This window comes from Collinsella sp. CLA-ER-H5, assembly GCF_040092375.1.
Lineage (GTDB): Bacteria > Actinomycetota > Coriobacteriia > Coriobacteriales > Coriobacteriaceae > Collinsella.
Genome location: NZ_JBBNLR010000018.1, coordinates 1 through 22,974, shown reverse-complemented (window position 1 = coordinate 22,974; position 22,974 = coordinate 1). Strand labels below are relative to the sequence as shown.

The 22,974-nt window shown below is 59.9% G+C and carries 19 protein-coding genes; all 19 read right to left on the bottom strand.

The annotated features are described in order from the left end of the window. The 19 genes from AAAX31_RS07395 to AAAX31_RS07305 all read right to left on the bottom strand — a co-directional run bounded on the left by AAAX31_RS07395 (position 1) and on the right by AAAX31_RS07305 (position 22,658). Positions 1 to 837, bottom strand: coding sequence for a phosphate ABC transporter substrate-binding protein (locus AAAX31_RS07395; RefSeq protein WP_055251678.1), 837 nt, complete (start codon positions 835 to 837; stop codon positions 1 to 3). Continuing rightward, a complete protein-coding gene (locus tag AAAX31_RS07390) occupies positions 834 to 1,634 on the bottom strand; it encodes a polyphenol oxidase family protein (RefSeq protein WP_117655144.1) in 801 nt (266 codons plus the stop codon). The genes AAAX31_RS07395 and AAAX31_RS07390 overlap by 4 nt, the downstream gene beginning before the upstream one ends. A 210-nt stretch (positions 1,635 to 1,844) precedes the next feature. After that, positions 1,845 to 2,999 carry a cell division protein FtsZ gene (ftsZ, locus tag AAAX31_RS07385; protein ID WP_055251674.1) on the bottom strand — a complete coding sequence of 385 codons (1,155 nt, stop codon included), beginning with the start codon at positions 2,997 to 2,999 and terminating at the stop codon, positions 1,845 to 1,847. Positions 3,000 to 3,198: 199 nt separating this feature from the next. Next, positions 3,199 to 3,987 carry an FtsQ-type POTRA domain-containing protein gene (locus AAAX31_RS07380; protein WP_349076725.1) on the bottom strand — a complete coding sequence of 263 codons (789 nt, stop codon included), beginning with the start codon at positions 3,985 to 3,987 and terminating at the stop codon, positions 3,199 to 3,201. Positions 3,988 to 4,411: 424 nt separating this feature from the next. Beyond that, positions 4,412 to 5,323 carry a UDP-N-acetylmuramate dehydrogenase gene (gene murB, locus AAAX31_RS07375; protein WP_349076723.1) on the bottom strand — a complete coding sequence of 304 codons (912 nt, stop codon included), beginning with the start codon at positions 5,321 to 5,323 and terminating at the stop codon, positions 4,412 to 4,414. A gap of 5 nt (positions 5,324 to 5,328) precedes the next feature. Then, entirely contained in the window at positions 5,329 to 6,747 is a 1,419-nt protein-coding gene (murC, locus tag AAAX31_RS07370; RefSeq protein ID WP_349076722.1) for a UDP-N-acetylmuramate--L-alanine ligase, read from the bottom strand. Between the two features lie 97 nt (positions 6,748 to 6,844). Beyond that, the gene (gene murG / locus AAAX31_RS07365; protein ID WP_349076719.1) at positions 6,845 to 7,960 is read right to left on the bottom strand and encodes an undecaprenyldiphospho-muramoylpentapeptide beta-N-acetylglucosaminyltransferase; all 1,116 of its coding nucleotides are present in this window, start codon (positions 7,958 to 7,960) and stop codon (positions 6,845 to 6,847) included. Next, a complete protein-coding gene (gene ftsW, locus AAAX31_RS07360; protein ID WP_349076717.1) occupies positions 7,950 to 9,443 on the bottom strand; it encodes a putative lipid II flippase FtsW in 1,494 nt (497 codons plus the stop codon). The genes murG and ftsW overlap by 11 nt, the downstream gene beginning before the upstream one ends. A gap of 36 nt (positions 9,444 to 9,479) precedes the next feature. Next, entirely contained in the window at positions 9,480 to 10,886 is a 1,407-nt protein-coding gene (murD, locus tag AAAX31_RS07355) for a UDP-N-acetylmuramoyl-L-alanine--D-glutamate ligase (protein ID WP_349076716.1), read from the bottom strand. Between the two features lie 9 nt (positions 10,887 to 10,895). Then, positions 10,896 to 11,915, bottom strand: coding sequence for a phospho-N-acetylmuramoyl-pentapeptide-transferase (gene mraY, locus AAAX31_RS07350; RefSeq protein WP_006234262.1), 1,020 nt, complete (start codon positions 11,913 to 11,915; stop codon positions 10,896 to 10,898). A gap of 3 nt (positions 11,916 to 11,918) precedes the next feature. Then, on the bottom strand, positions 11,919 to 13,343 hold the full coding sequence (gene murF, locus AAAX31_RS07345) for a UDP-N-acetylmuramoyl-tripeptide--D-alanyl-D-alanine ligase (protein ID WP_349076715.1): 1,425 nt from the start codon (positions 13,341 to 13,343) through the stop codon (positions 11,919 to 11,921). 127 nt (positions 13,344 to 13,470) lie between these two features. Then, the gene (locus AAAX31_RS07340; protein ID WP_349076712.1) at positions 13,471 to 15,171 is read right to left on the bottom strand and encodes a penicillin-binding protein 2; all 1,701 of its coding nucleotides are present in this window, start codon (positions 15,169 to 15,171) and stop codon (positions 13,471 to 13,473) included. A 182-nt stretch (positions 15,172 to 15,353) separates the two neighbouring features. Then, positions 15,354 to 15,824: a hypothetical protein gene (locus tag AAAX31_RS07335; RefSeq protein ID WP_349076710.1), complete on the bottom strand. Its 471-nt coding sequence runs from the start codon at positions 15,822 to 15,824 to the stop codon at positions 15,354 to 15,356. 90 nt (positions 15,825 to 15,914) lie between these two features. Next, the gene (gene rsmH / locus AAAX31_RS07330) at positions 15,915 to 16,880 is read right to left on the bottom strand and encodes a 16S rRNA (cytosine(1402)-N(4))-methyltransferase RsmH (protein WP_117584231.1); all 966 of its coding nucleotides are present in this window, start codon (positions 16,878 to 16,880) and stop codon (positions 15,915 to 15,917) included. A 20-nt stretch (positions 16,881 to 16,900) separates the two neighbouring features. Then, complete coding sequence (locus tag AAAX31_RS07325; RefSeq protein WP_006234269.1) at positions 16,901 to 17,335, bottom strand: division/cell wall cluster transcriptional repressor MraZ; 435 nt, start codon at positions 17,333 to 17,335, stop codon at positions 16,901 to 16,903. Between the two features lie 462 nt (positions 17,336 to 17,797). Beyond that, a complete protein-coding gene (xerD, locus tag AAAX31_RS07320; protein WP_349076707.1) occupies positions 17,798 to 18,739 on the bottom strand; it encodes a site-specific tyrosine recombinase XerD in 942 nt (313 codons plus the stop codon). Between the two features lie 2 nt (positions 18,740 to 18,741). Then, positions 18,742 to 20,403 carry a CTP synthase gene (locus tag AAAX31_RS07315; protein WP_006234274.1) on the bottom strand — a complete coding sequence of 554 codons (1,662 nt, stop codon included), beginning with the start codon at positions 20,401 to 20,403 and terminating at the stop codon, positions 18,742 to 18,744. A gap of 178 nt (positions 20,404 to 20,581) precedes the next feature. After that, on the bottom strand, positions 20,582 to 20,920 hold the full coding sequence (locus tag AAAX31_RS07310; protein WP_217107757.1) for a hypothetical protein: 339 nt from the start codon (positions 20,918 to 20,920) through the stop codon (positions 20,582 to 20,584). A gap of 256 nt (positions 20,921 to 21,176) precedes the next feature. Then, entirely contained in the window at positions 21,177 to 22,658 is a 1,482-nt protein-coding gene (locus AAAX31_RS07305) for a DUF1846 domain-containing protein (RefSeq protein WP_006234276.1), read from the bottom strand. Between the last annotated feature and the right edge of the window lie 316 nt (positions 22,659 to 22,974).

Below are 22,974 nucleotides of genomic sequence, written 5' to 3'. Positions count from 1 at the left end.
CTACTCACTCCCCTTCTCGTCGTTGGTGACGGGAATAAAGCCCGCCTCGCGAATCTGCTTGTCCATCTTTTCGGACGTCACGTAGTCGATGTAATCCTGCGCCTGCTGCGAAGGCGCACCCTTCACAAAGAAGTAAAGGTCGCGCGAGATGGGATAGCCGCCACTCGCGACCGTCTTCTCGGACGCCTCAACATGATTGACCGAGACGGCCTTGACCGAGGTCTTGGCGTTGAGGCTATCGACGAAGCCCAGCGAAATGTAGCCGATAGCCCCGCGCGAACGAGATACCACGTCGCGCACCTGGCCCGTGCCCGAAAGAACGGCCGAGCGGCGATCGAACGGGGTGCCGTCCATCACGATGGTGCGAAAGGCCTCACGCGTGCCGGACGCCTCATCTCGGTTGATGACCTGAATCCTCAGGTCCTCGCCACCGACTTCTTTCCAGTTGGTGATCTTGCCGGCGTAAATATCGCGGAGCTGCTCGGTCGAGAGGTTATCGACCGGGTTATCGTCGTTCACGATGACCGCGATACCGTCGTGGGCAATGACGATGGGAGTCAGGCCCAAATCCTGTTCGTCGGCATTGAGTCCACGGGAGGAGCTGGCGATATCGGCCGTGCCAGCGCTGACGGCTTCGATGCCAGCGGAAGAACCCAAACCGGAAACGAGCACGTCGATGCCGGTCTCCTCCTTAAAGCCCTCTGCCGCAATCTCGGCGATAGGAAGGCAGGTCGTGGAGCCGGCCACAGTAATGGAAGAGGTAGAAGATCCCGAAGAACAGGCGCACAGCGTAAGCGTAAGCACAGCGGCGCTCAGGACCGATACGATCTTTCTCATAGCATCACGCCGATCGCGGCATGGCGCCCACAGGTGCCGTCCTCGTTACGGTAGGAATAAAAGCGGTCGTTCTGACGCACGGTCGAAAGCTGGGTATCCACGATATTATCCGCGTCGACACCGACATCTACCAGCGCCTCGCAAATGGCAGCGGAAAGATCGAGCATGCGAGAGGTACTCGCATCGATCCAAGAGAACTCGGCGGCAAAGCGATCCATGAGCTCCTGGGAAACCTCGTACTCGTCACCCAGGATATGGGGCCCGATATAGGCGGAAACGTCGCTCGCATCGCAGCCGGCAGCATCGCAAAGCGCCTGGCACGCCTTGGCAGAAATACGTGCAATCGTGCCCTTCCAACCGGAGTGCACCACGGCAAATCCGCTGGGGGCCACCAGCACCACGGGAACGCAGTCGGCAAAGCAGAGCAGCACGGGCACGTCATGGGCCGTACAGACGATGGCGTCGCAGCCCTCGGCAATCTGCTCGCGAACAGCCTCAAGATCGTCGGCGCCGTTCGAAGTCACCGTAACGATATGGTCACCATGTACCTGATTGGGCACGAGCAGATTATGCTCGCACTCAGTGGCGCCCATAGCTTCGAGCGCTCGACGACGATTTTCTTGAACAGCAAAGGGGTCATCGCCTACATGCGAGCCCAGGTTGAGCGAGGAGTACGCATCTTCAGAAACGCCACCGGTGCGCTCGGTAAAGGCAAAGCGGACATCGGATGTCGCGCCCTCCACCAACGTAACTCCATCATGGTCGACACGCGAAACGTTGTCCGCACGTGCTGCCATACTAAAGCCTCCTAATAACACAAGTACCGCGGCGTCGCCGCGCAGTCCGCGTTTATACGGCTGTCATACTTCCTTAAAAGGATACCCGCAGCGGTAGGGACCAAACGTAAAGGGAACGTAAGGAGATTGGAGGCTTTCGTTTACAAACGAGAAACAAAACGGGGTGCATCCGAATGGACACACCCCGTGCAGGTCGTTGAGAAAAACGAACTAGAAGCTACCGCGCTTTAGGAAGTCGGGAAGCTCGAACTGGTCGTTGCCAAAGTTGGGCAGCTCGGTACCACCGACGTTGCGGGTCGGAGCGGCCTGAGCCGGGCTGGCAGCCGGAGCGGTGCGCTGCGGCTCAGCGGAGGCAGCGGCCTTGCTCTGAGACTGCTGAGCAGCAAAAAGCTCATCCTGACGGTTGACGTTGGAGTCGGAGAAGCCCGTAGCGATGACGGTGATACGCACCTGATCGCCCAGGGACTCGTCGACAACGGTACCGAAGATGATGTTGGCCTCGGGGTCGACGGCGTTGGCGACAACGTCGGCGGCGTCGCTGATCTCCTGGATGCCCAGGTCCTTGGAACCGGCGATGGAGAGCAGCACGCGCGTGGCACCATCGATGGAGCTCTCGAGCAGCGGGCTGGAGATGGCCTGCTGGGCAGCGTCGACGGCACGAGTATCCCCAGAAGAGGTACCGATACCCATCATGGCGGTACCGGCCTGCTTCATGATGGTCTTAACATCGGCGAAGTCCAGGTTGATGATACCGGGGACGGTGATGAGGTCGGTAATGCCCTGGGTGCCCTGAGAAAGAACGCCATCGGCAATCGCGAAGGCCTCGAGCATGGTGGTCTTCTTCTCGGCGATGTCGAGCAGCTTATCGTTAGGGATGACGATCATGGTGTCGACGCAATCGGAGAGGGTCTTGATGCCCTCCTCGGCGCTCTTCTTGCGCTTGCGGCCCTCGAAGGTGAAGGGCTTGGTCACGACGGCGACGGTCAGTGCGCCGACCTCGTTCATCGCGATATCGGCAACGATGGGAGCAGCGCCGGTACCGGTGCCACCGCCCTCACCGCAGGTGATAAACACCATGTCGGCGCCAGCGAGCGCCTCGGCAATGTCGTCGCGGGACTCATCGGCAGCCTTGCGGCCAACCTCGGGATTGGCGCCGGCGCCCAAGCCGCGGGTAAGGTCGGTGCCGATGTGCACCTTGATATCGGCATCAGAGATCGCGAGTGCCTGAGCATCGGTGTTGATGGCAACAAACTCGACGCCGCGGATTCCCTCTTCGATCATTCGATTGACCGCGTTGGTACCGCCGCCGCCGACGCCGACCACCTTAATGACGGCAAGGTAGTTGTTGATCTCTGTCTCGTGCATGTCGGTCCTCCGAACAAAGGTTATAGCCATAGCATGGGTCGACCCCTGCGCACATTAACCTTCAGGTTGAAAGTAAATGCAAAGGTAAACCGTATTATGTTTGCACATTATGAACGTATCAGTCAAATAATTGACCGTGAAAACCAAACAAACCAGATAAACGGCGTGGTATGGCCCCTCAACAAAGCATCAACCAGCGCTACGAGGTCGGAGCATTCCTAAATGTGTAGTTGCCTGGAGAGCGCACATTGATATACGTTACGCCCTCTACCTGCGAAAGCAACTTGGTGACTACGCGTTCCTTCTTGGCGATATCGTCCGAATCGCCCAGCGACACCTCAATGCCGTTATTGAGGTTTGCCGAGATGGCTTCGACCGAAGGCGTGGAAATATCCTTGACTTGTCCCAAGAACTCGGTCGAAAAACCACGCACATAATCCAGGCCGGCCTTAACGGCCTTGGAGTTCACCGCCTGGCCGGAAACCGGAGCGACATCCGCCGAGACATCAGTCAACAACACCGCGCCATAATGCTTGGCGAGCGCCAGCGCGGCATCGATTCCGGTCAAGGTATTTGAGCCCTGCCCTGTCGTGATGACGTTGCCCTGGTCGTCCACTTCGACCGACGTCGACAGCGGGGCGATCCAGGTGTCATCGTCTCCGATAGCCCAGGCAAGGTCGTCGGAGCTGATATACGCAATGGCGATAACTTTACGCTCCGTCGGCGTGATGATAAGCGTATGGGGAAACTGGCGCTGGACATCCACGCCCGAAACCCACGGGTTCTGCTTGAGATCCTCGGTAATCTGGTCGGGATCGACGTTAAAAAGCGACGTTCCCTCGGGCAAGTCGATCAGCTGGATAGCATCGTGCTTCGTCACATGCTCGCTGCCTTGAATCTGAATATCAGTGGCAGTAAACAATCCAGAGTTGATCATCACGATGGCAACGACGACGAGCACGGCCAAGACGGCCAGAACGCCGCCCACGATTTTGCCTTTGCCTGTAACGACAGAAGCGGCGTCTGATGTTTTATTTGCCATCGCTCCAAGTGAAGATAACGGGTTGAAACCTTTTTTACCCGAAGACTTCTTGGCGGTAGCCGGCACCGATGTCAGCGAGCGCGGTTTCGATGCGCCCAGCGTGCGACCTGGACGCACCGCTTTAGTTCCCGTCGAGGGCTTGGGAGCTGCCATGGGACGGACAGGCTTGGCGCCCATAACAGGCTTTGACGTAACCGAGGGACGCGAGGACTTTTTTGCGGCCGGACGATTACCGAGCTGCGAGCCGACGACCGGACGACTGGCCTGTCGAGCATGCCCGACAGACTTAGAGTGCGCGACGGTATTGCGTTGAGGTTTGGCAGGCGCGCCGGAACGCCCTCCGGCGCGGCGGAAGGTGGGCTTCGATGCTCTAGAAGCCGAGGAATTTAACTTCCGGTCTGAGCTCGATGCCATACGCCTCCCTCACCTTTCCGTGCACATGTCTAATAACCGCGGCAACGTCATCGGCCGAGGCAGTTCCGTTATTAACGATAAAATTAGCGTGAACGGGCGAAACTTCCGCGCCGCCAATCGAAAAACCCTTTAATCCACAATCCTCGATAAGCTTGCCCACACTCGCATCGGGCGGGTTGCGAAAGACAGACCCGCAGGATGCGCGACCCATGGGCTGCGTACGCTTGCGCCTTGTAAGGTACCGCTCCATGCGCTCGCGAATGTCGGCCTTGGGCGCCGGTTTAAGCTTGAACACGCACTCGAGGATGATCTCATTGCGGGGAAGGCTACATTCGCGGTAGCCCCAAGTGATCTCGGACCCCGCATAATGCTTGATACCGGATGCCGGGTCAAACGTTACGACATCCTCAACCAGCGAGCCAATCCACTCGGTCCGTGTGCCGGCATTCATAGATATCGCACCGCCGACCGAACCAGGAATGCCAACGGCAAACTCAAGGCCCGAGAGGCTACGCGACAGGGCATCGTTGACCAGGCGCGCAAACATCACGCCCGCACCGACCGTCAGCGTACAACCGTCATCGGCAACAACCGTGCGCTGAAACTCACGTCCGAGCGAAATGACGGCACCGCGATAACCGCCATCGGCAACCAGCAGATTGGAGCCCTTGCCGATGATGACCCACGGCACCTGCTCGCGATCGAGCACCGCCACGGCGCGACGGAGGGCATGATAGCTATGGCACGTCACAAAGAGGTCGGCCTTGCCGCCGATACGATAGCTCGTATGACGCGCAAGGCGCTCGTCCTCGATCGCATCCGTGTCGATCATGCCCGAGAGCGCCATGACGGCGTTAAACAGACCCATTAGACTTAAGCGTCTTTCTTGGCAGTCAGATACTCAATGAACTCGGGACCGACGGTCGTAACGTCGCCGGCACCCATGGTGAGCAGCAGGTCGCCCTCGCCCACCATCTGCTCGAGCTCCTGATTGAGCTCAAGACGGCTGGAGCAGTACACGACCTCCTTGCCAGGATGCTTGGCGCGCACGGTATCGGCGAGCATCTTAGAGGTGACACCCGGAATGGGTATCTCGCCAGCCGAGAACACATCAATCAGCAGCAGTTTATCGGCATTGGCAAATGCATCGGCAAAGTCGTCGCACAGGGCCTGCAGGCGCGAATAGCGGTGCGGCTGGAACACGACGTCGACGTGCTTGTAACCCAGCGACGAGGCGGCAGCAAGCGTCGCCTTGATCTCGGTGGGGTGATGGCCGTAATCATCGACCACGGTGATGCCATCGATATCGCCCACGTGGGTAAAGCGACGGCGGACGCCCTCAAAGCTCGAGAGCGCCTTGGCGGCGGCGTCGATGTCAAGGCCCAGGACATGGGCGACGGTGAGCACCGCCGTGGCGTTGAGCATGTTGTGGCGACCGGGATTGCTCTTGATCTCCACAGCGTGCTCAGTGCCGTCCTCAAAGCGAACGATAAAGTCACTCTGGATGCCCTTGACATCCGGGTGCACGCAGACGATGTCGTTGCTCTCGGCAAAGCCGTAGGAAAGCACGTGACGGCCCGTCGACTTGGCGAGCTCGACCAGATGCGGGTCCTCGCCGCAGACGATGACGGTGCCGTCCTCGCCCACCAGGCTCATGAATTTGGCGAAAGTTGCCTCGATCTCCTCGATACCCGAGTAGTGATCGAGGTGGTCGGCCTCGACGTTGGTCACAATGACCACGTTGGGGTTCAGGAACAGGAAGGAGCTGTCGGACTCGTCGGCCTCGGCGACAAAGTAGTCACCCGAGCCGTTCTTGCCGTTCGTGTCATAGCCCTCGACGATGCCGCCGATCAAGAAGCTCGGATCCAGACCCATGCGGTCGAGCATGGTGGCGCACATCGAAGACGTGGTGGTCTTGCCATGCGTGCCGGCAACAGCGACGGTAGTGTAGCCGTGGCCCAAAGCAGAGAGCATCTTGGCACGGGGCCACACGGGAATGCCCAGCTCGCGAGCGCGCACGAGCTCAGGGTTGGACTCCGGAATAGCGGTGGAGACAACAACCACGTCGGGCTTGACCTCGTCGATCGTGGCTGCCTCATGGCCCACGTGCACCTTCACACCAGCGCGGGTAAGCTGGCGGATATAACGTGACGTCTTAAGGTCGGAGCCGGTAACGGCATAACCGCGCTCGTGCAGAACGAGAGCGATGCCGCTCATGCCGGCGCCGCCGATACCGATAAAGTGGGCGCTCTTAAACTCGGGCGCGGAGGTTGCAGTCTGGGAATCAGCCATGTGCTCGTGTACTCCTTGCGTAAACACTGCCTGTAACCCGTTAACTGTACCGCACCTACCTCATCAGCGCGAGGGCGACCGACGATATCCCGTCTAACTAACGCAAACCCTCTACCGCATCGGCCAGAAGAGCGGCGGCCCTATCCTGAGCCAGACCACGCGCCGCCTGACGCATGGCGTCGCGCGCCGCCGCGTCATCGACCAGGTGCAGCAGCTCATCGGCAAAGGCAGAACCGTCGATATCGGCATCGGCGCAGAGCACGCCGGCCCCGGCGTCGACCAGATAACGGGCATTGGTGGTTTGGTGGTCGGCCGTCGCATGCGGATACGGCACGAGCACCGAGGGCACGGCGAGCGCAGCGATCTCGGCCACGCTCGATGCGCCCGAACGCGAGAGCACCAAATCGGCAGCAGCCAGCATATCGCCCATGTTGTCGATGTAAGGCTGGACGCGATAACGCTTCGCCTCCTCGGGCGTCAGCGCCAAAGCGCGCTCGGTCTCCTCAAAGCCGTCGGCACCCGTCGAATGCAACACATAGAGGTTCTTGCGCGAAAGCAGCTCGTTTTTGAGCGAAGTCACGCGCTCGTTGAGGTGCTGGGCGCCAAGTGAACCGCCAAAGACGAGCAGCAGCGTAGCGTCCTCGGGAACGCCAAGTGCCTTGCGGCCGCGAGCGCGATCGCCCTCGATCACCGAGCGACGTACGGGGTTGCCGGTCATGAGCACGTGGTCAGGGTCACCTTCGCGCTCAAAGACCGCGCGCGCTGCCGGCACCGAGATGCACACGCGAGCGGCGTGGGAGTTCATCATCTTGTTGGCCAGGCCCGGAACAGAGTTCTGCTCATGTAGCAGATACGGAACGCCTGCGCCCTTGCACCACCCCAGCAGCGGAACCTCGACATAGGCACCAAAACCGATGGCAGCATCGGGCTTGCCGACCTTTGAGAAATGACTGGCGAGCGCACGCTTGGCCTTGTTGACACGCCACAGCGAGGTCAGCGCCGTCCAGGGACGGGAGCGGTCGAAGCCCGTGACCGTAATGGGCACAAAATCAAACCCAGCCTCGGGGACCAGACGACCCTCGAGCTTGCGCGACTGGCCCACGAACACAACGTGGTGGCCACGATCACGCAGCTCTTCGGCCAAGGCGAGCGCGGGGTTGATGTGTCCTGCCGTGCCGCCGGCTGCAATAGCAACGGTCATTTTATCGGTCATGGTAGTCCCTTCGTACACGCGGTCCCTGGTCGTCGGTGCGCAGACGCGCCGACGGGTCCGAGTTCAAATCGATTCGATTATATCCGCCGCCCGCATTGCGAGGAGTGGGGCGCTGAGGACGACCTTGCGGCGCCGTTCGCTGACGCGGGCGGGCTGCCGGCTCGGTCGCAGAGCCATCCAGGACGGTAAAACCGTTACGCGAAGATCGCTCGCCGCGCACGTGGGGCACGCCGGCGGTACTCTCATCCATAACGGCAAAGCTCTCGCGGCGACGGTCGTACTCATCGCGACGGGCGCTCTCGTACGAAACGCGCAGGATCAGACCGGCGAGCATAAGCGACACAATAATCGAAGAGCCGCCGTAGCTAATAAACGGCAACGGTTTGCCCGTCATGGGAAACACGTTGAGGATGCCCAACGCGTTAATCAAAAACTGCACCGCGAGAATGACCGCGGAGCCAGACGCCATAAGCGCGCCCCGACGATCGGTCGCCTGTTCGGCAATGCGAAACGCCGAATAGATCAGCATCGCAAACACCAAGAAGAACAGCACGGTTCCGACAAAACCGACTTCCTCGCCAATGATGGCCAGGATGTAGTCATTGTGCGCCTCGGGCAGATACGAGTACTTCATGGTTGAGTTGCCGATGCCACGGCCGAACAGACCGCCCGAGGCAAAGGCCATGATGGCAAGCGTGGCCTGATAGCCGTCACCATACTCGTCGGCCCAAGGGTTCAAGGCAACCTGAATACGCACCATACGGTACGGCTCTGCAACAAGCGCAATCACGATCACGAGAATGCCGAAGATTAGCACGCCGATGATAAATCTGGGGTCGAGACCCGCAAACAACGCCATGCACATGAGGGTCAACAGGATGATCAGGACAGTACCGAAATCGGGCTGGATAAAGATCAGAAAGAGCGAAATGCCCAGGTAGATGCCCATCTTGCGAAGGAATTCGTTGATGTTGCCACCGGGCGAAAAGAAGCGATCAAGCATGATGGCCGAATACGCAATGGCAAATGGCTTTAAAAACTCGGAAGGCTGGAACTGAATACCGGCGATGTTGAGCCAGCGCGTGGCGCCACGGCTGCCGCTGCCCACCAAGAACACCAGAAGCAGTAGCCCTATCATGCCGATGAGGAAGATCCTGAGCACATCCTCCCCAAACCAGCTGTCTGGCAAAACGCGCACGATGGCAATCAGCGCCAGAACACCGACCACGGCAAACGCGGCCTGTCGACCCAGAAAAAACGTCGCCGAGCCATTCTCGTGCAGCGCCTCGACCGAAGACGCCGAGTACACCATCAGCAGGCCAAAGCATACCAAGGTAAACAAGCAGGCCATGAATATCAAACGGGGGCGCATGATACGGGCGGGAACGCCGGCAATATAGCGTTCGCTAAACGACTGCCCGCCGCGACCGGAACGCGGTGTGCTACGCCGCGAGGAAGCACGGTCCGAGTCGGGCCTCCTCATACCTTGTCGGGGGCTCTCCTCTCTCACCGGCAACCCCTATTCCATTTGCGATTTCGCCGCAGCGGCAAGCTGGGCCACATAGTCCTTAAACACGCGGCCGCGCTCCTCATAGCCCGAGAACTCATCGAACGAAGAGCAGGCAGGAGAAAGTAAGATCACATCGCCACGGCTCGACAGCGAACGGGCGACGTCCACGGCATCGCGCAGGTCATCCGCCTGGGCGATATCCACATCGCCATCGACATCGGCCTCGTCCATAGCGGCGGTGAAACGCTCGCGCGCATCGCCAAAGCAGACGACCGAGCGTACGTTATCCATAACAACGCGCGCGAAGTCCGTGAGCGGCGTGCCCTTATCGTGGCCGCCGAGCAGCAAGATCACGTCGTCATCGGGAAATGCCGTCAGTGCCTTCTCGACCGCATCGGTGTTGGTCGCCTTGGAATCGTTGACGTAGCGCACGCCGTCAATCTCGCCACACGGCTCCACGCGGTGCTCGAGCGGCTGGAACGAGGCCAGACCGCGGCAGACACCATCGACATCGACACCGACTGCCAGGGCAGCCGTGGCAGCGCACAGGGCATTGATAACATTGTGATGGCCCGAAATCTTGAGCTCGGATGTAGCGATGAGCGGGGTCTCGACGCCCTTCAGGCGCACGATCATCTTGCCATCGCGCACAAAGGCGGCATCCTCGCCCTCGGGCTCGTCAAAAGCGACCTTGCAGATGCGACGACCCGGCGTGTAGATGTACTCATCGAACTCGTGAATGCCGGCGTCTTCGACGTCGACAACCGCCAGATCGTCATCGACCATATTGTCAAACAGTTTGATCTTGGCAAGCGCATAGTTCTTATGGCTCTTATGCCAGCCCAAGTGGTCGGGAGTGATGTTGAGCAGCACCGCCACGCGAGGATGAAGCTCGGCGGTCGTAGCAATCTGGTAGCTCGAGAGCTCGGCCACAAACCACTCGTTGTGGGCTCGGCCGTCAATCTCGTTGACCGGCGGCTCGCCGATGTTGCCGACAGCTACGCTGGCCTCGCCGGCAGCCTTGAGCAGATAATCAGTCAACGACGTGGTGGTCGTCTTGCCGTTGGTACCCGTGATGGCAATCCAGTTATCGGGCGACAGGCGATAGGCAAACTCGGGCTCACCCATAATCTGGGCGGCATGCTCGCGCCCGGCCTTAAAGAAGCCCGAGAACTCCGAGATGCCCGGGCACGTCACGCATACGTCATAGGCACCCTCGACCTGTTCGGTCCCATAGACAAACGACGCACCAGCAGCCTCGAGCGCACGCGTGGCGTCATTGGGCTCAGAGGCGCCGCCGCCATACACGGTAACGGCGCTCACGCGCTCGGGATGCGCCAGCGCCCAGCGGGCGACATCGAGACCGGATTTGCCCTGACCCAAAACGAGCAGGCTAAAGACATCAGCAAGAGGCATGAAAGACCACTATCCCAACTGGAAGAACAGAGCAAGGCCAACGGCACCAAAGGCCGCAGCGATAATCCAAAAACGGATGACAACCTTGGTCTCGGCCCAGCCCTTCTTTTCGAAATGATGATGGATGGGCGCCATAAGGAAGACGCGCTTGTGCGTAAAGTGGAAGTAGACAACCTGAATCATGACCGACAGGGTCTCAACGATAAACAGGCCGCCGATGATGAGGGAGACGACCTCGGTGTTGGTCATGATGGACGTGCAGGCAAACGCGGCGCCCAGGGCAAGCGAGCCGGTATCGCCCATAAAGATGCTCGCCGGATAGCAGTTGAACCACAGAAAGCCCAAGCAGGCACCGGCACATGCGGTGCAGAAGATGGACAGGTTCACGTCTCCGTGCAAAAACGCCATGGCAGCCATGGCGAGCATGGCAATCATGGAGGTGCCGCCAGCAAGACCGTCAAGGCCATCGGTCAGGTTCACGGCATTAGAAAGACCGGCGATCATCAGCCAGCAAAAGACAATGTAGAGCCACGGGAACGAAAGGCCGCAGATGGTGGTCGAAAGAACACCGAGGTCAATCGTCAGGCCGCCGGGAAAACGAATCTCGGGGGCAACGCCGCACCAGTTGACGGCAAGTACCGTAAAGGTGACACAGATAATGGTTAGGCCGATCATCTTGGCATGAGGCGTCAGACCGAGCGAGCGCCCATGCGTAACGGAAGTCAGGTCGTCGATCAGGCCCAGCACGCCGGTCGCCAGCGTGGCGAGCAGCACGAGCACGAGCTCGGTGGTGAGCTTGCCCATCAGCAGGCAGGTCAGCGAGATCGCGACGAGAATGACAACACCACCCATGGTGGGCGTTCCCTGCTTAACCAAATGACGCTTGGGGCCGTCGGCACGAACCTGCTGGCCGATACCCTCGACCTTGAGCAGCTTGATCCACCACGGCATGAGCAGCAGCGCAATGGCAGCGGCGATGCCAAGCCCCAAAAAAGCCTGATACGTTGGATACGAGGGATTGCCGAACATGGGCTAGCACACACCTTCCACAAAGCGGTCGAGCTCAACAAAGCGGGAACCCTTGACCAGTACAACATCATGTTTTTCAAGCGCGCCGCCCATGCGGTCGAGCACCTGCTGATAATCGGAGAACACCTGGATGCGGTCCTCGTCCATGCCCATCATGCGCGCGGCGTCGGCCATAAGCTGGGCCAGCTCACCGCCGACGCACGCCAGCATGTCGAGCTTCTTGGCGGCGGCATAGGCGCCCACGAGCTCATGCATGCGAGGAGCCTCATCGCCCATCTCGCCCATCTCGCCCAGGATCGCCATACGAGACCCCGTGCACGAAAGCGAGCACAGCAGATCGAGGCCAGCAGCCATGGATTCGGCACTGGCGTTATAGGAATCGTCGATGACGCGGGCACCGCTCTTGGCGCGCTTGATCTCCTGGCGGTGACCGGTGATCGTGAGGCCTCTAAAGGCAGCATCGATCTGCTCGGGCGTCACGCCCAGGCGATAGGCAACTGCGGCGGCCTTAACGGCATTTGGGACGGACTGCACGCCGGGGATGGCAAGCATGGTATCGGTCGTCTCACCCTGGCCAAAATCGAGCGTAAAGACCGGACGGCCCTCGTCATCAACACGAACGTCGCGGGCACGGACCTCATCATCGTCCGAGACGCCGGCCAGCATCACGTCGATACCAGCAGGCTGGGCGAACGTATCGCGAATGAACGGCGTAAAGTCGTCCTCGCCGCCCAAAACCAGCAGCGGCAAGAAGTCGCCAGCGGCGCACATACCCTGGACAATCTCGGCCTTAGCGCGGGCGATGTTCTCGCGGCTACCCAAAATGCCGATATGAGAGGTGCCAATCTTGCTCACGATGGCAAGGTTGGGATTGGCGGACTGGGACAGGCGCTCAATCTCGTGGAAATGGTTCATGCCCATCTCGAGCACCAGGACCTCGGTATCGGCCGGAGCGGAAAGCACCGTGAGCGGCATGCCGATCAGGTTATTGAAATTGCCCTTGGTGGCCCAGACACGATAGCGCTTGGCGAGCACAGCGGCGAGCACGTCCTTGGTCGTCGTCTTGCCGATGGAACCGGTAATGCCAACGACCAGGCAGCCAAGCTCCAGACGGTACGCGTGCGCCAAACGCAGCAGAAACTCCTCGGGATCATCGGTCAGCAAGATGGCACAGCCCTTGTCCTGCGCCAGCGAGACCAGCTCAGCCTCGGGCTCACGCGTCATCACGACGGCGCCGGCACCCGACTGGACGGCACGGGAAGCAAAATCATTGCCGTCGACGTTTTCACCGGGAAAGGCGACGAAAATCGTCCCTTCCTCGACCTGACGCGAGTCGATAACGCACCCGCGGCATACCCGATCGGCTTCTCCCGTCACGGTTCGGGCCCCTGTTGCGGCCGCGAGGTTGTTGACGGCGATCTCTATCATTGCAGCTCCCCTGTAAACCTAATAATGCTATCGGCGTATTGTATCCCAGCGCCGCGCATGCGTGGTGCAGGGCATGTGAACACCCCTCATATGGGACAACAAACCACGCCCCAAAGATTGTAACCCCCTACCTCGTGCGCGGGATACCCAGCACGTCGAGCGCGTTGGCCATAATGGACTGGAACGGCACCGCAGCGGCATCCGAACCGCTCGGCGTTCCGTCGAGCGTGATATAGCACAGTACCTTGGGCGATTGTGCCGGTGCAAAGCCCATAAAGGACGACATGTAGTTCTCCTTGAGGTAGCCGCCGTTCTCGTCGGCACGTTCGGCCGTACCGGTCTTACCCGCCACGTCATAGCCGTCAACCGCGCCGCCAACGCCCGTTCCCTCGGACACGACCGTCTGCATGCACGATGTCACCTGGGATGCGGCGTCCTCAGAAATCGCGCGTTCGCCTTCGCCCCAGTCCTTCTCGTCGCCTTTGCTGGACTTATAGAAGTGCGGGGTCATCATCACGCCGCCGTTGGCGATGCCGCCCACGGCACGTGCAATCTCAATCGGCGAGACGGACAGCGCCTGTCCAAAGCTCATCGAGCCCAGCGTGGCGCCGTCATACTGGTCACGCTCCTTGACGATGCCCAGGCTCTCGCCCGGAAAATCGACACCGGAGCTGTGACCGATGCCCCACTTGTCCACATAGGCGGCAAAGTCGTCGGCACCGATCTTGCGCCCCACCAGGACAAAGCCCACATTGGACGAACGGCGCATCATCTCGCGCACATCCATGGTCATGCCATAGTCGCGCTTGTCGGCATCGGTAACGGCATCGTCGCCCACCTTGATGCTCGCCGGCACCTCAAACGACGTACTCGATCGCACGACACCCAAGTCGAAGCCGGCGCCCGCCACGAGCGTCTTAAAGACCGAGCCGGGCTCGTAGGCGTCGGTGACCAGGCGCAAGTTCATATCCTCGGTCTTGGCGTTCTCCAGATCGGTCTGGTCGTAGGTCGGGTACGAGCAGGCTGCCAAGATCTCGCCTGTCGTAGGATCGGTGACCAGCGCCGAGCCGTTCTTGGCCTTAGTCTTCTCAACTGCCTCTGCCAGGGCATCCTCAGCCGCTCGCTGGATATTGACGTCGAGCGTCGTCACGATGTCAACGCCGTCGACCGCAGCAACCTTTTTATAGGCACCGCCCGCGATATAGCTGCCGTCCCTCGCGCGCTCGCGTACGAGGGAACCATTCGTGCCGGTCAGAAGCTTGTTGTATTGCTTTTCGAGACCCGTCAGGCCGTCGTTGTCTACATTCACTACACCCAGCACCTGCGATGCCAGATTGCCGTATGGATATACGCGCTTCATGGCCTGCTCAAAAAGCACGCCGGGCAGGTTCTTCTTCTCCAGCGCCGCAGCATCGTCTTCGTCCACCTGGCGCTTGATATACACCCAGGTGCCATCGGACTCGACGAGCTTGCGGCAGGTCTTTTTGTCGATTCCAGTTGCCTTGACCAGCGCCGACACCGTCTTGTCAACATCCTCGACAAGCTGCGGGTTCACGGCGATGTTGCGACATTCGACCGACGACGCCAGCACGTTACCGTTGCGGTCGTAGATGGTGCCGCGTTTGGCATAGAGGGTCTGTGCAAGCAGGCGGCGCGCATCGGCACGCTCGCGCAGTTTATCGGCTTCGACAATTTGATAGTCGGCAAGGCGAAAGACGCCCAAGCTCAAACCAAGCCCGATGAAGCCCATGACGGCTTTGCGGCGAGGCAGAGGCGTGCCTGTGAGCCATTCGGTCGACGAACTCTTGCGCGACCTGGTGTTATGCATTTGAGGGCCGTCCGAGCCGCGAAGTCGCGACGCCGGGTCGTTGCCACGGGACTGCCCGGCGTTGTAAGATTGCCGACCCGTTCCTTGATAACCAGAACGTCCCCGCGACGAGGGACGTCCAGAACCGCGGCCCCCATCGGAACCGCGGCGATAGTCATTTGTCATACTCAGCTACCGTCTTGCTACTGAGCGGTCGCGGTCGCGTTGGCGCCCGCGGCTGCATCCTGCGAAAAGTCAAGTGTAACGCTCTCGCTGGGCTCCACCATGCCATAAGCGCCCGCAAGGTCGCGGATGCGCGTGTCGGCGCCATAGACCGAATGCATGACCTCCAGGTCGGAGCTCTCATCGGTCGCCTTTTCGAGCGTGTTGGTAAGCTCGGCGTTGCTGTTGAGCACCTGGGCCGTAACGCCGGCGAGCGCCACGCGGGCGACGCCGATCGTCATGAAGATAGCCGCAATGATGCAAAACGTTTTAAGAACGCTCATGAAAACCGGACTTACCGCCTGGTTTGCCTGACGGCCCGCGCCCGTGTAGACATCAAAGCGCGGCGTGAGCTGCTCACGGGGAGCAACGGGGGCCTGCGGCGTCTCACGATAGGCGGGCATGGCGTTCATATCATAGGCGAGTGCTGCGCTTGAAGTGTTGTAGCCCATGATATGCCGCCTCCCATCCCGAGTACGTTGGTAGTGTGTTTAAGCTTCGTTTATGGTGCGAGCGGGAGGTCCAATATCGCGCGGTCGCGCCTACAGACGCTGCGCCACGCGGATTTTGGCTGATCTCGCCCGAGGGTTGCGCTCAACCTCATCAGGCTGGGCAACCAAGGGTTTGCGGGTGATGACCTTGAGTATCGGCACGTTGCCGCACACGCACACCGGAATCTCCGGCGGACACGTGCACCCCTGGCTCATCTCCTTAAAGTGGTTCTTTACGATACGGTCCTCGAGCGAGTGATACGAGATGACGCAGATACGTCCGCCCGGGTTGAGCCACCTGGTGGCGGCATCAAGCCCTCGTTCGAGCACATCGAGCTCGTGATTGACCTCGATGCGAATGGCCTGGAAACTTTTCTTGGCCGGGTGTCCGCCATGCCGACGAGCGGCAGCCGGGATACCCGCCTTGATGATCTCGACAAATTGGCCGGTGGTTTCGATCGGTTCTTGCTCGCGGCGGCGCACGATCTCGCGCGCGATCTGCGAGGCGAACTTCTCTTCGCCGTAGACGCGTAGAATCCGGGCGAGGTCGTGTTCGTTATAGGTGTTGATGACCTCAGCTGCGTTTAAGGTGTTATTACCCGGATCCATCCGCATGTCCAATGGGGCGTCCTCGTTATACGAAAAGCCCCTGCCAGGGATATCGAGTTGCGGTGACGAAACGCCCAAATCGAACAGGAAGCCATCGACCCCGGGCACCTCGGCCGAGCAAAGCAGCTCGTCCAAGTCGCCGAAGTTGCCCTTCAGCAGCTGGTGCGGAACGCCGGGAACCTCGCGGTCCAGACGGGCGCCAGCGGCCTCGAGGGCCATGTCGTCCTGATCGACGCCGAGCAAAAGGCCGGTTTCCCCCACCTGCGCGGCCATCTTTACCGAATGGCCGGCACCGCCAAGGGTGCAATCGCAGACAACGGAGCCGCTCTTGAGCTGCAGCGACTCAAGCACTTCGCCGAGCATGACAGGTTCATGCCGATATTCTTGTGTCAAGATCCCACGCTCCATCCGTTACCCGTGCCTTGCCCTTACGAGAAGAAGAGGTCCAGCAGGGCCTCATCGTCATCGTCCTCATCGGCCGCGGCGCGATCCCAAACCTCAAGGTGGTCGTAGTTGCCCACAACCGTGACCTCGCGGTCGAGGTTCGCCTGCTTGCGGAGAGACTCGGAAAGACCGATACGACCGGCGCTGTCCACGTCCATCGACGTGGTGCGCTTGTTGATCGCCCTCATGAGCTTCTGGTCATTAATGTCACGCGGGTTAAAACCCTCGTGGCCCTCACGACCCGCGAAGAGTCCTTCGACCCACTTATCGAAGGCCTCGGCAGAGAACACGTACAGAGCATCGACATCCAGGGCTTTGAACACGCGAACGTGCTCTCCAAGCTCCTCGCGAAGGGGTGCAGGCAGGGACAGACGACCTTTTGCATCGAGATTGCGCTCGTATGCACCAGTCATTCCCATGTGCGCCCTCCCCTCGGTTACTCAGATGGCACGTACGCGGGGAACCACCCCGCCTGTCGACGTCATCAATAATATGGGGAACCGCCCCATTTTTCAACACCTTTCCCCACCCCTTCCCCCACCCCGCCCCTCCACTCCACTCACCATATATTGCAAAACACCCCCAAGCATATGTTCGAAAACACAATATATTGTGTTTTCAGCAAAGGCGTGATGCCACCTGTAGAACCACACCCGCGAACCTCAACCTTCAAGTTGACCTTGAGGCGATTTTTACGTCCCTTTACATGCCGTTCACATCGCCCCCAAACTCCCCCACCCAAGGCACGTGCGGCCCACCACCGCGACGCCAAGTGGCGAAAAATGGGACGGGCCCCAGATTGCCCATGCGCGCGCAAAAGCACGCCGCGGCAATCTGGAGCCCGTCCCCAAATACCTATAAATATGCAGGTCAGCGATGTGTTAACGATGTGCCAGCGGGTGCGCCGCCAAATAGACCTCGGTCAGTTGCGTACGATCGACATGCGTGTAGACCTGCGTGGTCGATATATCGGCATGTCCCAAGATCTCCTGTAGCACACGGAGGTCTGCGCCGCCCGCAAGCATATGGGTGGCAAAGGAGTGACGCAGCGTATGGGGATGGAGCCCCACCAGTCCCACCTGGCGCCCGTAGCGCTCACAGATGGCATGGATGCCCTGGCGCGACAGACGGCGGCCGTTCTTATTTAAAAAGACCGCCGAGGTCTCGGTTCCGCGGGCATGGGCCGCCAAGCGAGAACGCCCCTCAGTTACATAAAGCGCCAGAGCTCGCGCCGCGCTTCCCACCAGCGGGGACAGGCGTTCCTTCGAGCCCTTACCGCGAACGAGCACAAAGCCATCGTCGATATGGATATCGCCCACATCGAGTCCCACCAACTCGCTCACACGCAAACCGCATCCATAGAGCACTTCCAAGATGGCATGGTCGCGCAAGCCCATCTCGCCCTCGGGGAAATCTTGATCGAGCAGCGCCGAGACATCCTCCACCGATAGATACTCCGGCAAATGCTCAGCCTTTTTAGGCAGGCGCAACGCCGCCGTTGGATTTTGGGCCACAGCCCCATCGCGCACCAAAAAGGCATGCAGGCCCTTCACGGCCGCAAGCGCACGCTCCACCGAGGCATCCGAATAGCCCCCATCGCGACGGTCGGCGACAAAGCCCTCCACGACCTGACGGGTCACCTCTTCAAAAGACACAATACCCGCCCGCTCCAGATAGGCGCAGTACGTCGTCAGGTCACGACGATAGGCCGCAATCGTGTTGCGCGCCAAACCCCGCTCGACCGCGAGGTAATCGAGATACTCCCCCGCCGCCACGGCGAGCGACGAGGGAGTAGCTTCGGTATGTTCCTTATTCGCCGGCACCCTTAGTCCGTAGCGAGGTTCATGGGCGTCACCTGCAGGCGATCGACACCCTCGTGCTGACCGATCGAGGCACGCACGAACTCTCGGAACAGCGGCTGCGGGTTGGTCGGGCGGCTCTTGAACTCGGGGTGAGCCTGGGTTGCCACATACCACGGATGCACGTCGCGCGGCAGCTCGACCATCTCGACCAGGCGCTCGTCGGGCGACAGACCCGAGATAACCAAGCCGGCGTCCTCGAGCTGGTCACGGAAAGCGTTGTTGAACTCAAAGCGGTGACGGTGACGCTCGTAGACGAGTTCCTCACCATATGCCTCGCGAGCAAGGGTATCGGCGGCGAGCTTGCACGGATAGGCGCCCAGGCGCATGGTGCCGCCCTTCTCGGTCACGTCCTCCTGCGAGCTCATCAGATCGATGACGCTATACGGACCGTCCGGATCAAACTCGGAGGAGCTGGCACCGGCAAGGCCAACGACATTGCGGGCGAACTCGCACACGGCGACCTGCATACCCAGGCAAATGCCCAGATACGGAATCTTGTGCTCACGGGCAAACTCGGCCGCGAGGATCTTGCCCTCCAGGGCGCGCTTGCCAAAGCCGCCGGGGACCAGGATGCCCGAGGCGTCGCCCAGAACCTCGGAGACATTCTGCTCGTCGAGGCTCTCGCCGTCGACCAGCTGGACGTCCACATGGCGATCGTAGAAGACGCCCGCATGGTGCAGGGCCTCGATAACCGACAGGTACGCATCGGGCAGCTGCGTGTACTTACCCACGACGGCGATCTTCACCTTGTCGGCGTGATGGTTGGCGTGATTCTGTTTGCGCAGGAACTCGTTCCACTCGCTCATGTCGCGCTCACGCGGATCCAGACCCAGGCGCTCGCAAATGCGCAGGTCAAAGTCCTGCTCGGCAAGCAGCTGCGGAACATCGTAAATGCTCGCGCAGTCCTCGTTGGTAAAGACGCAATCGGTGTCGACGTCGCAGAAGCTTGCGATCTTTCCGCGGATAGCGTCATCGATATGGTGGTCGGAGCGCAGCACGATGATATCGGGCTGGATGCCAAAGCTGCGGAGCTCCTTGACGGAATGCTGCGTGGGCTTGGTCTTGACCTCATGGGCGGCGGCGATATAGGGAACGAGCGACACGTGGATGTAGCAGACGTTCTCGGGGCCGGCCTCCTTGCGGTACTGACGGATGGCCTCGACAAACGGCTGCGACTCGATGTCGCCGATCGTGCCGCCCAGCTCGGTGATGACTACATCGGAGCCGGTCTGCTCCTCGATGCGGCGGAACTTGTCCTTAATGGCATTGGTGACGTGGGGAATCACCTGCACGGTACCGCCCAAAAAGTCGCCGCGACGCTCGCGGGCGATTAGGCTTTTGTAGATGGCACCGGTCGTAAAGTTGGAATCGCGGGTCAGGTTCTCATCAATAAAGCGCTCGTAATGACCCAGGTCCAGGTCGGACTCGTAACCGTCCTCGGTAACGAAGACCTCACCATGCTGGAAGGGGCTCATGGTACCGGGGTCGACGTTCAGATACGGGTCGGCCTTCTGCATCGTTACTTTGTAGCCACGCGACTTGAGCAGACGGCCCAGCGAGGCCGCGGTGATACCCTTGCCCAGGGACGAAACCACGCCACCGGTTACGAACACATGCTTGGTCATATTGAGTTACCTGCGCTTCCCGTAGAAGTTGTTTATCCACATCTTACGGGTCTTCATTGTAATACTCGCACCGCGAACCGTTCGCAATTTTTCTCGCGTGCGATTGCATTTCTCAATCTTGAAACAAAACGCCGCCCGGTTTCCCAGGCGGCGTCGCTATGGCAAGGATTACATGATGCTATCGATCAGCAACCTCGTCTTCGAGCATTTCTTGAACGAGCATGCCGGTACGGACGCCCTCAAGATACCACTTGCCACGTTCGGTGAGGCAAATGCCATTTGCAAGCTGACCGCCGTCGTCGCTATAACGCGAGACGACATCAATCATGCCTTCGGAATCCAAGCGATCGATTGCGGCGCGGGCACGATACGGCGAAACCCCCACGCGCTCGGCAAGCGTTTTGCGCGAGAAACCATACGGCCCGCCATTGTCTTCGGTTTGCTGGTCGATCTCCATCAACACCAGCACCTCGACACGCTTCATATCGTTGACACTCGCACGACCCTTGCCCGCCATAGCAGCCTCCTCAAACCGAGCACGAGCATCTAACGCGCCGTGCGCGACCGACACACCTCACGATGGCAGGTAATATCCATCATGCGGCATCCCGCTAAGGATGAAACAGTTACGGTTATTGTATACCGCTCAAATTGTTTCTAGGCAGGTAAACGGCTATTTTTCGCCGAAATAGACGCTTTATTGATCAAAAAGCCGTACCGGGCGCTAACCCGATACGGCCAAAATGCAATGCAATTACCGCGGTGCTTCAAACTTAGCGATGGAAGAAACCGCGGCGCTCAAACTTGGGCTCGCAGCACACGTTGATACCCAGTTTGCGCAGTACCGTCTCGTCCGTCGGCGAGATAATCACGCTAAAGAAGGCATCGCAACCGCGCAGCTGCTCCAGGCCCGAAAGGACGCGAGCGGCCGTCTCACTCGTGGCCGAGGTGATCGACAGCGCCATAAGCGTCTCGTCGGTGTGGAGGCGCGGGTTTTTGCTGCCCAGGAAATGCGTCTTGAGCTTGCTGATGGGCTCGATCGCCTCATCGCTAATGACCTCGAGCTCAAGGTCGACGCCCGAGACATGCTTGAGGGCGTTCATAATGAGCGAACTTGCGGCGCCCAGGCGCGTGGAGGTCTTACCGGTCACCACGGAGCCATCGGGCATGACCATGGCACCCACGGGACCACCCGTCAGCTGCTCCCTGGTGAGGGCCGCCGAGCGCGCCGGTGAGTAGTTCTTATCGATGCCGGCTTTCTTCATAATAATCTTGAGACGGTCGACTTGCTCATCGCCCACGCCGGTACGGCGCACATTTTCGACCGCGGTAAAGTAGCGGCGGACGATCTCCATCTTGGAAGCGTCGCGGCAGGCATCGTCATCGGTGATGGCAAAGCCGACCATATTGACGCCCATGTCCGTAGGGCTCTGGTAGGGGCTCTTGCCCAGGATCTTTTCCATCAGGGCACGGACTACCGGGAAGGCCTCGACGTCGCGGTTGTAGTTGACCGTGGTCTTGTTGTAGGCCTCAAGGTGGAACGAATCGATGATGTTGGCGTCATCGAGGTCAGCCGTGGCGGCCTCGTAGGCAATATTGACCGGATGCGTCAGAGGAAGATTCCAGACCGGGAAGGTCTCGAATTTGGCATAGCCGGCGGCCGTGCCATGCTTGTGCTCGTGATAGAGCTGAGACAGGCAGGTGGCAAGCTTGCCCGAGCCAGGACCGGGGGCAGTAACCACGACGAGCGGTCGGGTGGTCTCGACAAACTCGTTCTTGCCGTAGCCATCGTCGGACACGATCAGATCGACATCGTGCGGATACCCCTCGATGGGATAGTGCAGCTTGGCGGGAATACCGAGCGCGTTCAGGCGGTTGCGGAACACATCGGCAGCGGGCTGGCCGGCATACTGCGTGATGACCACAGCCGCGACGGCAAAGCCGTTGCCGCGGAACAGGTCAACCAGGCGCAGCACATCCTCGTCATAGGTAATGCCCAGGTCACCGCGAGCTTTGTTCTTCTCGATGTGGTTCGCGTTAATGGCGATGATGACCTCGACGTCGTCGGCTATGCTCTTGAGCATGCGAAACTTGCTATCCGGCTCAAAACCCGGCAGCACGCGGCTCGCGTGATAGTCGTCAAACAGCTTGCCGCCAAACTCCAAATAGAGTTTGCCGCCAAACTGCGAGATGCGCTCCTTAATATGAGCGGCCTGCAGCTCGATATACTTCGCGTTGTCGAAACCCTGGCGCATGTATGGCTCCCGTCCCGTTTCCAATTAATGTTCTAGGCGATTATAACGGAGCCCGCCCTCCCCGATACCCAGACCCTCAACAGGCACCAACCAAACATCCGTCAAACCTCTTGTCGGACATATTTGGTGCAAACTAACCTGACCCCATTGCACCGCCCCATTACACCAACAACGGCAACATCGCAGGTGGAGCATAAGTCAGACACTATGACCCAATCCAGGGGCACGGAAACGACAGGAGCCCCCGCTCGTGACCGCGGGTCGGGGCTGCGACAATGTTGTTGAAGTGCCAGAGGCGCAGCCGCGCCGCAACGAG

What these genes read in the sequence shown, in the direction of transcription:
- AAAX31_RS07395 (WP_055251678.1), bottom strand. Translation starts at nt 837, where the DNA reads ATGAGAAAGATCGTATCGGTCCTGAGCGCCGCTGTGCTTACGCTTACG.
- AAAX31_RS07390 (WP_117655144.1), bottom strand. Translation starts at nt 1,634, where the DNA reads ATGGCAGCACGTGCGGACAACGTTTCGCGTGTCGACCATGATGGAGTT.
- ftsZ (WP_055251674.1), bottom strand. Translation starts at nt 2,999, where the DNA reads ATGCACGAGACAGAGATCAACAACTACCTTGCCGTCATTAAGGTGGTC.
- murB (WP_349076723.1), bottom strand. Translation starts at nt 5,323, where the DNA reads ATGGGTCTGTTTAACGCCGTCATGGCGCTCTCGGGCATGATCGACACG.
- murC (WP_349076722.1), bottom strand. Translation starts at nt 6,747, where the DNA reads ATGGCTGATTCCCAGACTGCAACCTCCGCGCCCGAGTTTAAGAGCGCC.
- murG (WP_349076719.1), bottom strand. Translation starts at nt 7,960, where the DNA reads ATGACCGATAAAATGACCGTTGCTATTGCAGCCGGCGGCACGGCAGGA.
- ftsW (WP_349076717.1), bottom strand. Translation starts at nt 9,443, where the DNA reads ATGAGGAGGCCCGACTCGGACCGTGCTTCCTCGCGGCGTAGCACACCG.
- murD (WP_349076716.1), bottom strand. Translation starts at nt 10,886, where the DNA reads ATGCCTCTTGCTGATGTCTTTAGCCTGCTCGTTTTGGGTCAGGGCAAA.
- mraY (WP_006234262.1), bottom strand. Translation starts at nt 11,915, where the DNA reads ATGTTCGGCAATCCCTCGTATCCAACGTATCAGGCTTTTTTGGGGCTT.
- murF (WP_349076715.1), bottom strand. Translation starts at nt 13,343, where the DNA reads ATGATAGAGATCGCCGTCAACAACCTCGCGGCCGCAACAGGGGCCCGA.
- AAAX31_RS07340 (WP_349076712.1), bottom strand. Translation starts at nt 15,171, where the DNA reads ATGCATAACACCAGGTCGCGCAAGAGTTCGTCGACCGAATGGCTCACA.
- AAAX31_RS07335 (WP_349076710.1), bottom strand. Translation starts at nt 15,824, where the DNA reads ATGGGCTACAACACTTCAAGCGCAGCACTCGCCTATGATATGAACGCC.
- rsmH (WP_117584231.1), bottom strand. Translation starts at nt 16,880, where the DNA reads ATGGAGCGTGGGATCTTGACACAAGAATATCGGCATGAACCTGTCATG.
- AAAX31_RS07325 (WP_006234269.1), bottom strand. Translation starts at nt 17,335, where the DNA reads ATGGGAATGACTGGTGCATACGAGCGCAATCTCGATGCAAAAGGTCGT.
- AAAX31_RS07315 (WP_006234274.1), bottom strand. Translation starts at nt 20,403, where the DNA reads ATGACCAAGCATGTGTTCGTAACCGGTGGCGTGGTTTCGTCCCTGGGC.
- AAAX31_RS07310 (WP_217107757.1), bottom strand. Translation starts at nt 20,920, where the DNA reads ATGGCGGGCAAGGGTCGTGCGAGTGTCAACGATATGAAGCGTGTCGAG.
- AAAX31_RS07305 (WP_006234276.1), bottom strand. Translation starts at nt 22,658, where the DNA reads ATGCGCCAGGGTTTCGACAACGCGAAGTATATCGAGCTGCAGGCCGCT.